This window comes from Streptomyces sp. P5F9, from assembly GCF_057961495.1.
The window spans coordinates 1-13,655 of the sequence record NZ_JBXVPZ010000088.1; the positions used below are offsets into that span (position 1 = coordinate 1).

9 protein-coding genes and 1 pseudogene are annotated in these 13,655 nt (G+C 69.1%); 7 read left to right on the forward strand and 3 right to left on the reverse strand.

Translation table 11 applies throughout. The features are described from left to right. Positions 1–452 precede the first annotated feature (452 nt). From AC31A1_RS16925 to AC31A1_RS16940, 4 genes are all read left to right on the forward strand, one after another. The gene (locus AC31A1_RS16925; RefSeq protein WP_489654109.1) at positions 453–1,322 is read left to right on the forward strand and encodes a carbohydrate ABC transporter permease; all 870 of its coding nucleotides are present in this window, start codon (positions 453–455) and stop codon (positions 1,320–1,322) included. Continuing rightward, a complete protein-coding gene (locus tag AC31A1_RS16930; RefSeq protein WP_489654110.1) occupies positions 1,306–2,220 on the forward strand; it encodes a carbohydrate ABC transporter permease in 915 nt (304 codons plus the stop codon). Before AC31A1_RS16925 ends, AC31A1_RS16930 begins: the two co-directional genes overlap by 17 nt. 70 nt (positions 2,221–2,290) lie before the next feature. Further along, a complete protein-coding gene (locus AC31A1_RS16935) occupies positions 2,291–3,586 on the forward strand; it encodes an ABC transporter substrate-binding protein (protein ID WP_489654111.1) in 1,296 nt (431 codons plus the stop codon). A 93-nt stretch (positions 3,587–3,679) separates the two neighbouring features. Then, positions 3,680–4,711, forward strand: coding sequence for a LacI family DNA-binding transcriptional regulator (locus AC31A1_RS16940; RefSeq protein WP_489654112.1), 1,032 nt, complete (start codon positions 3,680–3,682; stop codon positions 4,709–4,711). 2 nt (positions 4,712–4,713) lie between these two features. Here AC31A1_RS16940 and AC31A1_RS16945 read toward each other — a convergent pair whose 3' ends face one another. Further along, positions 4,714–5,886 carry a glycoside hydrolase family 76 protein gene (locus AC31A1_RS16945; protein ID WP_489654113.1) on the reverse strand — a complete coding sequence of 391 codons (1,173 nt, stop codon included), beginning with the start codon at positions 5,884–5,886 and terminating at the stop codon, positions 4,714–4,716. Between the two features lie 214 nt (positions 5,887–6,100). Here AC31A1_RS16945 and AC31A1_RS16950 point away from each other — a divergent pair. Beyond that, a pseudogene (locus tag AC31A1_RS16950) lies at positions 6,101–7,713 on the forward strand (glycoside hydrolase family 27 protein). A gap of 33 nt (positions 7,714–7,746) precedes the next feature. Beyond that, positions 7,747–9,207, forward strand: a complete 1,461-nt coding sequence (locus tag AC31A1_RS16955; protein ID WP_489654114.1) for a glycoside hydrolase family 76 protein — start codon at positions 7,747–7,749, stop codon at positions 9,205–9,207. Between the two features lie 7 nt (positions 9,208–9,214). Here the strand turns inward: AC31A1_RS16955 and AC31A1_RS16960 are convergent, their stop codons facing one another. Both AC31A1_RS16960 and AC31A1_RS16965 read right to left on the reverse strand, forming a co-directional pair. Next, positions 9,215–10,114, reverse strand: coding sequence for an amidohydrolase family protein (locus tag AC31A1_RS16960; RefSeq protein WP_489654115.1), 900 nt, complete (start codon positions 10,112–10,114; stop codon positions 9,215–9,217). Continuing rightward, the gene (locus tag AC31A1_RS16965) at positions 10,111–11,964 is read right to left on the reverse strand and encodes an HAL/PAL/TAL family ammonia-lyase (protein WP_489654116.1); all 1,854 of its coding nucleotides are present in this window, start codon (positions 11,962–11,964) and stop codon (positions 10,111–10,113) included. Before AC31A1_RS16965 ends, AC31A1_RS16960 begins: the two co-directional genes overlap by 4 nt. 196 nt (positions 11,965–12,160) lie before the next feature. On the opposite strand from AC31A1_RS16965, the gene AC31A1_RS16970 reads away from it, so the two are divergent. After that, positions 12,161–13,642: an MFS transporter gene (locus AC31A1_RS16970; protein WP_489654126.1), complete on the forward strand. Its 1,482-nt coding sequence runs from the start codon at positions 12,161–12,163 to the stop codon at positions 13,640–13,642. The last annotated feature ends 13 nt before the right edge of the window (positions 13,643–13,655 follow it).

Genomic DNA, 13,655 nt, shown 5'->3' on the forward strand with positions numbered 1-13,655 from the left:
GCCCCCCAACTCATCGACGTGGCCCACGTATTGGTCAGACACCGCCCGACGATCTCCCCCGCCGGACCACCCCGCAACTGGTCGGCCAGCCGCCGCCCCAGCGCGCTCAGCGATTCCGGAACTGCCCACACTGTTCCGGATGTTGATCCGGGAAACGTTACCATCGCGCCTCTTGACTCCCTCATGTGGCGTGCGCCACCGTGTGATCGCCAGGGAATGGAAACGTTACCTTGAGCGGGCCGACGACCACCAGACGGTCGGGTCCGCGTGATCCGAGTGATCGTCGACTCCTCGGAGGAAGAAGGTGAGCGCGTGTGACAGCCGCTCCGCACCAAGAGACGCGAACCGCCGTACCGCCCGTGGACAGGCCGCCCGGCGGGGGGAGTCCCGGGCGCAGAGGACGACCCTGGCGACGATCACCCAAGAGGTCCTCGGACACCCTGGCCGCGTACGTGTTCCTGGCACCGGCGCTCATCGGCTTCACGGCATTCGTCGTCTACCCGCTGTTCCGGTCCGCGTACTTCGCGCTGACGACGTACAACGGCCTGACGGACCCGAAGTTCGTCGGCCTGGACAACTTCCACCGCATGTTCACCACCGACCCGTCCTTCTGGCCCTCGGTGCGCGCCACGCTGCTGCTCGTCGTCCTGTACGTGCCGCTGTCGCTGGCCATCGGGCTGGCCCTGGCGGTGTTCTGCAACCAGCGGATGCGGGGCGTCGGCCTGCTGCGTACCCTGTGCTATCTGCCGGTCGTGCTGCCCGTGGTCGCCACGATCACGCTCTGGAAGTTCGTGTTCAACCCCCAAGTCGGCCTGGCCAACCAGGTGTTGCACTGGCTCCACCTGCCCACCAGCGAGTGGCTGTCGGGGGACGACTCCGCGATGCCGTCGATCGTGATCGTCATGCTGTGGAGCGTCGGCTCCACGATGATCATCTTCCTCGCCGCGCTCCAGGCGGTCCCCACCGAGCTGTACGAGGCGGCCAGGCTCGACGGCGCGGGCCCCCGCACGGTGTTCTTCCGGATCACTCTGCCGCTGATCAGCCCGATCATGATCTTGCAGGTGGTCCTCCAGATGGTGACGGCCCTTCAGGCGTTCAACCAGCCGAAGATCCTCTCGCCGGACAACCAGGGCGGTCCCGGGTTCAGCACCAGGACCCTGATGCTGTCGATCTACGACAACGGCTTCCCCCGGCTCGGGCAGGTCTCCCAGTTCGGCTACGCCTCCGCACAGGTGTGGGTGCTCTTCCTGGTCATCGTCGTCGTGATCGCCGCCACCGCCCGCTTCTCGTCGATTTGGACCTACAGTGACCACGTCTCCTGACGTCACCAGGGCGCCGACGACCGCGCCGACACCGGCCGCCCCACCGACGAAGCCGCCCCGCAGAGCCGTACGCACGGCATCCTGGTACGGCGTCGCGCTGCTGATCAGCTCGGTGATGATCCTGCCCATCCTGTGGATGCTCACCGTCGCGCTGAAGGGCCCCTCGGCGGTCTTCGAGGTCCCGCCGAAACTGCTGCCCCACGAGTTCCATTTCAAGAACTTCATCGACGGCCCGAAGGTCATCCACTTCCCGCGCCTGCTGCTCAACTCCCTTGTCATCACCGGTCTTTCGGTGATCGGCGGGGTGATGACCTCGATGATGGCGGGCTATGCCCTGGCCCGGCTGCGCTTCCCCGGCCGGAAGGTGTGGTTCTACGTCTTCGTCGGCAGCATGCTGCTGCCCCCGGTGATCGGCATCATCCCGCTGTTCCAGCTCTTCAAGGACATCGGCTGGTACGACACCTGGCTGCCGCTGATCGTCCCGGCCTTCCTCGGCGGCAATCCGCTCTTCATCTTCCTGGCCCGGCAGTACTTCCTGTCGATCCCGCACTCCATCGACGAGGCGGCGAAGGTCGACGGCGCGGGGCACGTCCGGATCTTCTTCAGCGTGATGCTGCCGATCACGAAGCCCGCCTGGATAACGATGTCAATCCTGGCCTTCCAGATGTCCTGGAACGACTACCTCAACCCGCTGATCTACCTGTACTCGTCCCAGAAGTGGCCGCTGAGTGTGGGCATGGCCTCCTTCGTCACCCAGTTCGCCGGACAGACCCCGGACTGGAACCTCTACATGGCCACCAACCTGCTCTACATGCTCCCGCCACTGATCGTGTTCTTTGTCGCCCAGCGCTACTTCATCCAAGGTCTGAGCGCCCTGGGCACCGTCAACCAGCGCTGATCCGCACCCCGTCCCGTCCCGTTCCGACCCACCTACGAGCCGTATGCCAGCCAGGTATCAGGAGGCCACGATGAAACGATGGATCCGTTGCGCCGGAGTGTTGCTGTCGGCGGGGGGACTGCTCGCGACGGCGGCGTGCGGCGGCTCGTCCGGGAAACAGTCGGACGGCAAGGCCACGGTCACCCTGATGACCTGGGAGTCCGCCGCCACCAACAAGGCCATCGACCAGGCCCTGACCGGCTTTCACGACCCGAACATCACGGTCAAGCGCGTCGACACCCCGAACGGCAACTACAGCGACAAGCTCGCGGCCCTGACCCAGGCCAAGAAGCTCCCCGACCTGTTCTGGTGCGGCAACGACACCGAGCAGCAGTACACCAGCCAGGGCCTCCTCACCGACTGGGCCTCCCGGCTCTCCGGCTCCAGCGACTTCGGCGCGAGCAGCTTCGTCTCGTCCACGATGAAGAACTGGAAGACCGCCGACGGCAAGATAGGCGGCGTCCCCTCCCTGCTGAACACCTACGGCATCTGGTACGACATCGACGCCTTCAAGGCCGCCGGCATCACCGTGCCCGCCGCGGGCTGGACCTGGGACCAGATGTTCGACGCGGCCGCCAGACTGCACGCCAAGGGCGCCAAGTACGGCCTGGTCGCCGACGCGTTGACCTCCACGGACGGGCCGTTCTCCCTCAGCACGTACGCCCTGTCCGCGGGCGGCAAGCCCTTCGCCGACAACGTGCACCAGCCCGCCAGGACGACCATCGACGCGACGTACACCGAAGGCGTCAGCAAGGTCGTGGCCGGCATCAAGAGCGGTGCCGTCGCGCCGCCCGGCTACGACATCAGCAACCAGCAGGGCCTGTTCGCCGCCGGACAGATCCCGATGCTGTGGAGCGGCCAGTGGCTGGCCGCCGGCTTCCTCACCGACAAGCCGAAGATCAAGTACGGCTTCGCGCCCCTGCCCCAGGTGACCAAGCCCGCCACTCTCTACGACGCCGTGGGCATCTGCACCCCGTCGTACACCCAGAACGCGGACGCCACCTTCAAGGTCCTCAAGTACCTCGACTCCACGGTGTGGACCAAGGTGCTGCCCGACTCCCCGGTCGCGGCCCCGGCCTATCTCTCCGCCCAGAACGCCTACTTCGGCGCCCTCGACAAGGCCGGACAGACGACCGTCGCGGCCACCGTCAAGGCGGGACTGAACACCCCGACCACCATCGGCGTGCGCTTCACCACCCAGTGGGCCAGCCAGTCGAACGACCTGATCACCGCCTACTGGCCGGACATCCTCAACGGCAAGAAGCCGCTCTCCGACCTCCAGACGATGACCGACAAGATCAACGATGTGATCAAGAACAACAGTTAGCGTCCCGGGCCGAGCGGCGGGCCGGGACCCGATACGTATCCTGAGGGCGGTCCCGGCCCCCGGTACGCGATGGAAGGTTGGTCTTCAACTCACGTGAGCAGTCGTCCCCCGCACCGCCAGAACACCAGGCCCACGATGCGCGACGTCGCGGAGCGGGCCGGAGTCGCCGTCGTCACCGTCTCCCGCGTCGTCAACGGCATCGGCACGGTCCGCGAGGAGACGGCCGAGCGCGTGAACGCGGCGATCACCGCGATCGGCTACCAGCGCAACGAGATCGCGCGCTCCCTGCGCCCCGGCCAGAACTCCATGACCATCGGGCTGCTGCTGGGCGACCTCACCAACCCGTTCTACGCCTCCCTCGCCAAGGCCGCCGTGGAAGTCGCCAACGAGGCGGGCTACGCGGTCCTGTTGAGCACCGCCGACGAGGACCCCGAGGTCGAGCGCCGGGCCGTGGGCGAGCTGATCGGCCGCCGGGTCGCCGGGCTCATCATCGTCCCCGACCAGGGCGATCACGCCTTCCTCAACGAGATCAACGGCCACGACCACGTGCCCATCGTCTTCGTCGACCGGCCGGCCACCGGCGCCGAGGCCGATGTCGTGCTTGTCGACAACGAGGACGGCGGACACAAGGCCACCCAGCACCTCGTCGACCAGGGTCACCACCGCATCGCGATCCTCGTCGCGCCCTCGTACTACAGCACCGGCCGACGGCTGCGCGGCTACCGCAAGGCGTTGCGGCGCAGCGGCATCGAGCCCGACAACGACCTGGTCGTCACCCTGCGCCGCGGCACCACCGAGGAAGCCGAGGCCGCCACCCGCGCCCTGCTCACCTCCGCGAACCCGCCCACCGCGGTCTTCTCCACCACGGGCTTCCTCACCGAGGGCGTGCTGCGGGCCTGCCGCGACCTCCAAGTCTCCGTGGCGGTAGTGGGGTTCGACGACTTCAAGCTCGCCGACATGCTCCCCACCCCGGTCACCGTCGTCACCTCCGACACCGAGGAACTCGGCCGCCGGGCCGCCCACATCCTGCTGGACCGCATCGACGGCGACGACAGCCCATCCCACCGGACCGTCCTCCCGGTGCAGCTGATCGCGCGCGGCACCGGGGAGATCGGACGCCCGTAACGTCAGTACAGAATCCGCCACTTGGCGCGCGGCCAGGCGAGCACGGCGTAGATCTGCGCGAGCGCCGCCTGCTGGATCGCCTGGGTGCCACCGGCCGAGTCGAAGTGCACGAGGCCGGTCGCGGGATCGCGCATCGTGTCCCACACCTGGTCGGCGTAGTCGGCCATCGCCCGGTGGTAGGTGTCCTTCCCGGTCACCGACTCCAGGAGCAGCAGGTTCTTGAAGAAGATCGAGTTGAAGAACACGGGCTGAGAGAACAGCCGCCCCTGCGTGACGTAGTAGGTGTACGCGGCGGCGGCAACCCGCTCCGCCTGGCGTAGATGGGCGCGGTCCCGGGTGATCTCGTACAGCAGCACGGCGACGCCGACCGGCACGCCCTGGTTGTAGGACCAGACGGTCTTCTCGATCGTCCCCTCCAGGTCAAGGTGGTCCCAGTACAGGCCACTTGGGCTCTGGAGGTGCGCGTTCGTCCAGTCGTAGAAGCGCTTGGCCCAGTCCAGATAGTCGGCCTCGCCGGTGATCTGGTGCAGGCGCAGGGCGAGTTGGGCGCCCGGCATGTTCGAGACGGTGTTGCGGTCGTGGCTCCAGTCGGCCTGCGTCCAGAAGACCCCGCCGGGTGCGGCATGGCTGCCGTCGGTGTCCCAGCCGGACTTGACCAGGGCGAAGATCTCCTTCGCGCGAGCCAGTGCGGCAGTGTCCCCGGTCTGCAGATACCGCTGGACCTTCGCCAGCCCGACCCATTCGTTGTCGTCGTAGAACATGTCCCCGCCTGCCCCGTACGGCGCGACCGGGTAGGAGGCGTAACCAGGCAGCTTGGTCGTCCCGCCGCCCGCGTTCCAGTGGTGCTCCTGCGCCGCCGCCCGCCGCGCCAGCTCGGGCTCCAACTCCGGTGCCACGACGGTGAGATCGAGCACGGCGATGTGCACCTGCGAGAAGGGCCATTCGTACGAGTACGGGTTGTCGCCGGCCGCCGCCGGGATCTGCTCGCGGACCAGCCCGGAGCCGTCGGTCGCGTCGAAGTGTCCTCTCAACGCGGTGTACGTGGCCCTGGCGCGGGACAACGCCCGTGCCGCGCTGGGGCGTTCGGCCGCGAAAGAGGGGGTGGCGGCCGTCGCCGTCAGGGCGGCGGCCAGGCTGGAGCCGATCATCACGCGCCGGGAGGGACGCAGCGACATGGAGGCCTCCAAGGGTGCGGGTGGGTGCCGATGATGGAAACGTTGTCATCGACTCAAGAGGTCGTCAACGCATCTGACGACACGGGTAGTTCACTCGCAGGGCATTTAGGTCCGGACCATTGACGATGCAGCTGCGCTGATGGAACCTTCACGATGGTTACGTTTCCACAGGTGAGTTCGACCGGCCCCACACGGCGAAGCAGGAGACCTCGACATGACCCTCCCGTCACCCTTCAAGAGACGTCTGAGCGCCGCCCTCACGATGGTGCTGCTGCTGGCCCTCGTTCCGGCCCTGCTGGTGCTGCGCGCCGCACCGCCCGCGCAGGCCCTCGACAACGGCCTCGCCAGGACGCCCCCGATGGGCTGGAACGACTGGAACGCCTTCGGCTGCAACGTGACCGAGCAACTGGTCGAGCAGACCGCCGACTACCTCGTCTCCTCCGGGCTGAAGGACGCCGGGTACCAGTACGTCAACATCGACGACTGCTGGATGACCTCGGCCCGCAACTCCGCCGGTCAACTCGTCCCGGATCCGGTCAAGTTCCCGAACGGCATCAGCGGCACCGCCGCCTACGTCCACGGCAAGGGTCTCAAGCTCGGCATCTACGAGAGCGCCGGCACCGCCACCTGCGCGGGCTACCCCGGCAGCCTCGGCCATGAGCAGACCGACGCCAACAGCTTCGCCGCGTGGGGCGTGGACTACCTCAAGTACGACAACTGCAACCACCAGAACGTGCCCGACCAGCAGCGCTACACCGCGATGCGCGACGCGCTGGCCAACACCGGCCGCCCGATCGTCTACAGCCTCTGCAACTGGGGCCTCGCCGACGTGTGGACCTGGGGTGCGGGCGTCGGCAACAGCTGGCGCACCACCGACGACATCAACGTCAACTTCTCGACCGTGGTGTCCATTTACAAGGCCAACGTCAAACTCGCCGCGTACGCCAAGCCCGGCGCCTGGAACGACCCCGACATGCTCGAAGTCGGCAACGGCATGTCCTTCACCGAGGACCGCTCCCACTTCAGCCTCTGGTCGGAGATGGCCGCACCCCTGATCGCCGGCACCGACCTGCGCAAGGCCACCGCCGCCACGCTCTCCCTCTACGGCAACAAGGACGTCATCGCCGTGGACCAGGACTCCCTGGGCAGGCAGGGCACCGAGATCTCCAACTCCGGTGGCCTGCACGTCCTTTCCAAGCCCCTCGCCAACGGCGATGTGTCGGTGGTCCTCTTCAACGAGAACTCCTCCGCCGCCACCATCACCACCTCGGCGACGGCGGCCGGCCTTCCCTCGGCGTCCTCGTACAAGCTCAACAACCTCTGGCGCACGTCGTCAGCAGTACCAGCGGCAGCATCTCGGCGAGCGTCCCCGGCCACGGCTCGGTGATGTACCGGGTCTCCACCGGCAGCGGTACCAGCGTCGGCACCACCCACCCGCTGATCGGCGCCTCCTCCAACCGCTGCCTCGACGCCTACAACGGCGAGACCACCCCCGGCACCAAGATCGAGATCTGGGACTGCGGCGGAGGCACCAACCAGGCCGTGACCATCACCGCAGCCGGTGAACTCCGGCTCTACGGCGGCACCCAGTGCCTGGACGCCTACGACAACCAGACCGGCAACGGCACCAAGGTCCAGCTCTACACCTGCAACGGCGGTGCCAACCAGAAGTGGAGCGTCAACCCCAACGGCACGATCACGGGCACCCAGTCGGGCCTCTGCCTCGACGTCACCGGCGGCGACCAGCCCGCCGGCAACGTCAACGGCACCGCGCTGGAACTCTGGTCCTGCAACGGCGGCGCCAACCAGCAGTGGCGCCTGGGCTGACCTCCCGCATCCCCCCACCTCGATGGAGCCGGAATGACCTCAACAGCACGACGTATCAGGAGAGTCGGGACCGGTCTGATCGCCGCCCTGGCCCTGTTCGTGCCGGTGTCCACCGGCGTCGCGACCGCCGCCGCCCAGGCGTCGGTCTGCAACAAGTACTGCGACGCCCGCGACCCGGCCCTCTCCCCGGGTGACCGCCAGCCGGTGAGCGCGACCATCTACTCCCGCAGCATCACCCTGCACTTCGACGACACCGACGCGATGGGCTGGGCCTCCATCACCAACGGCAGCCCCGGCGACGAGGTCTGGCTCGACCGCTCCTTCGACGGCGGCCGCACCTGGGCCTCCGGCAGCAAGCTCGGCGACACCACCATCCCTGCGGGGCAAGGCGGTTGGCGCACCCTGATGTACAACGTCGACGACTGGAACAACCTCGGCGTGGGCGCCCTGCGCGCCTGCGGCAAGGCCGGCGACCGGGCCGAGATCGCCTGTACGTCCTGGGCCCGCACGACGTGGAACGCGGGCAGCCGCCCAACTGCCGCCGCCACGGCACTGATGCAGTCGTACAACCTGGGCACCGGCCTCTTCGACACCACCGGCTGGTGGAACTCGGCCAACGCCCTGACCGCCCTCATCGACAACGCCCGGGTCACCGGCATGGGCAGCTACAAGTACGCGATCGCCAACACCTACGACCGCAACCTCTCCGCCCAGGGCGGCAACTTCACCAACGACTACATCGACGACACGGGGTGGTGGGGGCTGGCCTGGGTCGACGCGTACGACCTCACCGGTGACAGCCGCTACCTCAACACCGCCCGCGCGGACGCCGATTACATGGCGCGGTACTGGGACTCCACGTGCGGCGGCGGAGTGTGGTGGAGCACGGCGAAGACCTACAAGAACGCCATCGCCAACTCCCTCTACCTGGAGCTGAACGCCGCCCTGCACAACCGCATCGCGGGCGACACGGCGTATCTCGGCCGGGCCAACGCAGAGTGGTCGTGGTTCAAGGGCACCGGCATGATCAACGGCTCCCATCTGGTCAACGACGGCATCAACCTGGCGACCTGCGGCAACAACGGCGACACGACGTGGTCGTACAACCAGGGCGTGCTGCTCGGCGGTCTGTCGGAGCTGTACCGGGCCACCGGGGATTCCGCGTTGCTCACCACCGGCCGGCAGATCGGCGACGCCTCGACCACGTCGACGGCCCTCAACTCCGGTGGAATCCTGCGGGAACCGTGCGAGACAAGCGGCTGCGGCGGCGACGGACCGTCCTTCAAGGGTGCGTACGTCCGGGGTCTGAACGCCTTCAACTCCCGGCTGTCCGACCGCCCTTACACCGCGTACATCAAACGCCAGGCCGACAGCGCGTACACGAACGACCGCAACTCCCTTGACGCGTACGGGCTGCACTGGGCCGGACCGCTGGACTCCACCGACGCGGCCCGGCAGCAGAGCGCGCTCGACCTGATGAACGCGGCGAATTGACGCCCCGTCACCCCTCCCCGGTGAGGAGCCGTCGCGGATTGGCGATGCGAAAGGCGTAGGCAGCCGCCCCGCCCAACCCGTACCCCGGGTGGCGGGGCGGCTCCGCGTAAGGGCGGTCCGAGCCCTGGACGACGGCGTTCACGCCCAGCGCGCGCACGATCGCGTCGACGGCTGTCGGGCCGTAGGACGACGTCTCGACGAACACGCCCCGGTCGCCCTCCTGTTGCCGCCCGCCACGGGCCGCCAGGCGCTCGCCGTGCAGCGGGGCGAGTCCGGCCAGCAGGGCGAAGCACACGCGGAGGCGTGGATGGCGGGGGCGGCCGAAGGCGCGGAAGGCGTACCAACTGGCGTGCATCTGCTGGACGTACGGGACCATCGCGGGCCACCACGAGGGGTCCGCCGAGGACCCCACCGCGGGCCCCGGATGGACGAAGAGCGGGAGGTCGCGTTCTTCGAGGAGGTCGAGGAGCGAGGCGCAGCGGGCGTAACCGGCGGCGTCAGCAAGGGAGTTGGCGGGGAGTTGGAGGCCGGCGAAGCCCCGGTCGAGGGCCTTGGCGGTCGTGTCCGCGTCGATGTCCCGCACGCAGGCCGCGGCCCACGCCCCGAACGGCTCGGGCAGCGCGGCCACGCCGTCGTGATACGCGTCGAGCAGGGGCCGTGCCTCGGCCTCGGGCAGCCACTCCACGCCGATCGGGGCGGACAACGAGACGAGGACCCGGTCGAGACCGTCGGCGGCGGCGAGTTCCGCGCGCCGGGCGATGTCGTGGTCGGCGGGCGGTATCTCGAAGGGCGGTTCACCGTCCAGGAACAGGGTCCAGCCGTCCAGGAACGGCGGTTCGCGGCGGGCGCGCAGAGCCGTCACCAGCGATGGGGTCCACAGATGCTGGTGTACGTCGACGTTGGTCATGTCGCTTCTCCCGCCAAGGCGTTCAGTGTGCTGCGGACGTCGTCGGACCCCAGGATGTCGCGGCTCACCGTCTCCACGTCCACCCCGTGCGGCCGGTCGTCGTCCAGCGTGGGTACGCGCTTCCGGATCGCGCGATACAGGAACTCCGGCCCCCGCCCCAACGTGCCCGGCGCCGCCAGGTCCACCGCCTGCGCGGCCACCACCGCCTCCACGGCGAGGAGTTGACGCAGCCGGCCGAGCATCGTCGTCAACCGCCGCGCACCGAGTGCCGCGTTGGTCGAGTCGTCCTCCACGGCATCCGCGCCCTGCCGGGGATCGGTACACACCGGCACGGCCAGCATCCGGACCTCGGCGACCAGCGCCTGCGCCGTCTTCACCAGCGGCGCGAACCCCGACCGCTCCGGACCGTACGGCGAGAGGTTCGCGGGCAACCCACTGACCGCCGGGTCGAGCAGCCGCCGCATGCGCTCGGCGGAGATCGCCGCGGTCTGGGTCAGGGCCAGCGCGAGGGTGTCGAAGGCGAGGGCCAGGGCGGGGGTGTGGAAGTTCCCGGACGAGAGGATCTGGCCTGTGCTGAGTGGCGCGGATACCTGAGGGGCGTTGCCGGTGTGGTCCGGCGTCTCCGGGCTGATGCCGGTCGCGGCCGGCTCCTGCGGGGTGTCGCCGGTGCTGGGCAGCGGGTCAGGGGTGTGGCCGGCGCTGGTCGGCATCTCAGGGGCGTCTCCGGCGCGTGTCAGTACGTGCGGGGTGTTGCCGGTGGCGGGCAGCGCATCCAGGGTGTGGCCGGCGCCGGCCGGCAGCTCCGGGTCGTCTCCGGCGCCCGTCAGTGCCCCCGGGCCGCCCCCGGCACCGATCAGCACCTCCACCTCACCCCCGATCAGCACCACCGGATTGTCCCCGCACCCGTTCAACTCCGGCCCCAGGGCCGCATCCGCGAACTCCAGCGCCGCATACCCCGCACCATGCACCTGCGCGGCACACCGCAGACTGACCGGGTCCTGGACCCGGCGGGCGTTGCGGGGGTCGGTCAGCTCGCCGCCCGCCAGCAGGGCGAGCAACTCGCCCGCCGCCCGGGACTGTCCGGGCGCGGGACGCAACGCCAGTACCCGTGCGTCGAGCGGGCTGGTGTTGGCCCGGAAACCCTCGTAGGTCAGAGCCGTCACCGCCTGTGCCAGGGCCAGCACCGTGCCCGCCTCGTGCAGGGCGAGGGCGCCGACGCCGGCCGCCAACGGGCTCGCGCTGCACAGGACATGGCCGTCCTTCGGGCCGAGGTGGGCCGGGGCGAGACCGGCCCGGCGCAGGGCTGTGGCGCCGTCGAGCACCTCACCGGCCCACTCCGCGGTGCCCTCGCCCATGACGACCAGGCCCACGTGTGCCATCTGGCAGAGGTCGGACGCGCCGATCGAGCCCACCTCGGGGATGACCGGATGCACTCGTGCGTTGAGCAGGGCTACGAGCAGCCGTACGATCTCCGGCCGGACTCCGCTGCCGCCGGCCGCGAGGCCGTTGACTCGGGCGAGCAGGGCCGCCCGTACGACGGGGGTCGGGAGTGGATCGCCGACCGCGTTCGCGCGGCCCCGGACCGTGCGGACGCTGAACGCGTCGAGTTCCGTGCGGGGCAGGGCGTAGGAGGAGCGGGCGCCCAGTCCTGTCGTCAGGCCGTACGTCGGGATCTGGCGGTCGACCACGTCGTCCACGACCGCCCGTTCGCGCACCAGGCGCGGCAACACCCCGTCCGCCAGGGCGACTTGGGTGCCGTGGTGGGCGACGGCGACGACATCGCCGTAGGACAGCGTCCGTCCGTCTACGACGACCTCGGTCACCAATGGCTTCTCCCCATGTCCTGTCATGTGTGAACCTAGCGCCTGGGGCCGTGATGATCGAGTGGTGGGGAGCAGGGGGCGGGCGTACCGTCGAACGGTGAGTAACCAGTGGACGGAGCCGTTCACCGGTCTTTCGTGAGTGCGATTAGCCATGAGCAGCGGCCCCCAGCAAGCCCCCGCGGACCAGACCACCACCCGGGACACCGGCGGTGGCGGCAGCACGATGGCGCTGCTGGTCATCGCGTCCTGCCAGCTGATGGTGGTCCTCGACATCACCATCGTGAACATCGCCCTTCCGCACATCCAGAGCTCGCTGGGGTTCTCGACCACCAGCCTGGCCTGGGTCGTCAACGCGTACACCCTCACCTTCGGCGGTCTGCTGCTGCTCGGTGGGCGGGCCGGGGACATCCTCGGGCGGCGGCGGGTGTTCGTGTTCGGGGTGCTGCTCTTCGTACTCGCCTCCCTGCTGGGCGGGTTGTCGCAGAACTCCGGTGAACTCCTCGCCGCACGCGCCCTCCAGGGCGTCGGCGGTGCCATCGCCTCGCCGACCTCGCTCGCCCTGATCAGCACGACGTTCCGCGAAGGCCCGGAACGCAACCGGGCGTTCGGGGTCTTCGCCGGCGTCTCGGCTGGCGGCGGCGCGATCGGACTGCTGATGGGCGGGATCCTCGTCGAGTGGCTGAACTGGCGCTGGGTGCTCTTCGTCAACGTCCCGATCGGACTGCTCATCGTCCTCGCCACCCCGCGCTGGATCAAGGAGTCCGAACGCCACCCGGGCCACTTCGACATCACCGGCGCGCTGACCTCCACCGTGGGCGTGGTGTTCCTCGTCTACGGCTTCATCCGGGCCGCGCAGGAGGGCTGGCGGGACTGGCTCACCCTGAGCTCGTTCGCCGCGGCCGCGGTCGTCCTCGCCCTGTTCGTCCTGGTCGAGCGGCGCTCGCGGCAGCCGATCACCCCGCTGCACATGTTCCGCGACCGCAACCGCGCCGGGACGTACGGCATCATGCTCTGCCTCGCCGCCGCGATCTTCGGCATGTTCTTCTTCCTCACGCTCTTCGTGCAGGACGTGCTGGGCTTCAGCCCGCTCATGGCCGGCTTCGCCTTCCTGCCGGTCAGCGCCGTCATCGCGGTCGGCGCGGGACTGGCCTCACGGTTCCTGCCGACGTACGGCCCCAAGCCGTTCATGGTGGTGGGCGCGATCCTCGCGGCGGCGGGCCTGTCCTGGCTGACGCTGACCGACGTCCACTCCACGTACCTGGGCAGCGTCCTCGGCCCGATGCTGGTGTTCAGCCTCGGCATGGGCATGGAGTTCGTCTCGCTGACCCTGATGGCCCTGTCCGACGTGCCCGTCCAGGAGACCGGCGCGGCCTCAGGACTCCTGAACGTCACGCAGCAGGTGGGCGGTTCGCTCGGCCTGTCCATCCTGGTCACGATGTTCGGCACCGCCAGCCGCAATGAGGCGAAGGACCGGATCCCCGCGTTCCTCGCCCAGGCGACCCCGGCCGAACGCCTCCGCTTCCAGCGCACCGGCCAACTCCCGGGCACCTGGGGCGATCACGTCCTCACCGCCGGTGTCTCGGCCGCGTTCGTGATGGCGGCGATCTTCACGGTCGTCGCCGCGCTGATCGCCGTCATCGTGATCCAGGTCCGGCCCTCCGACCTGGAACGCCTCAAGGGAGGCACGGGAGTTGGACCGGTCTGAACGCCAACTCCCT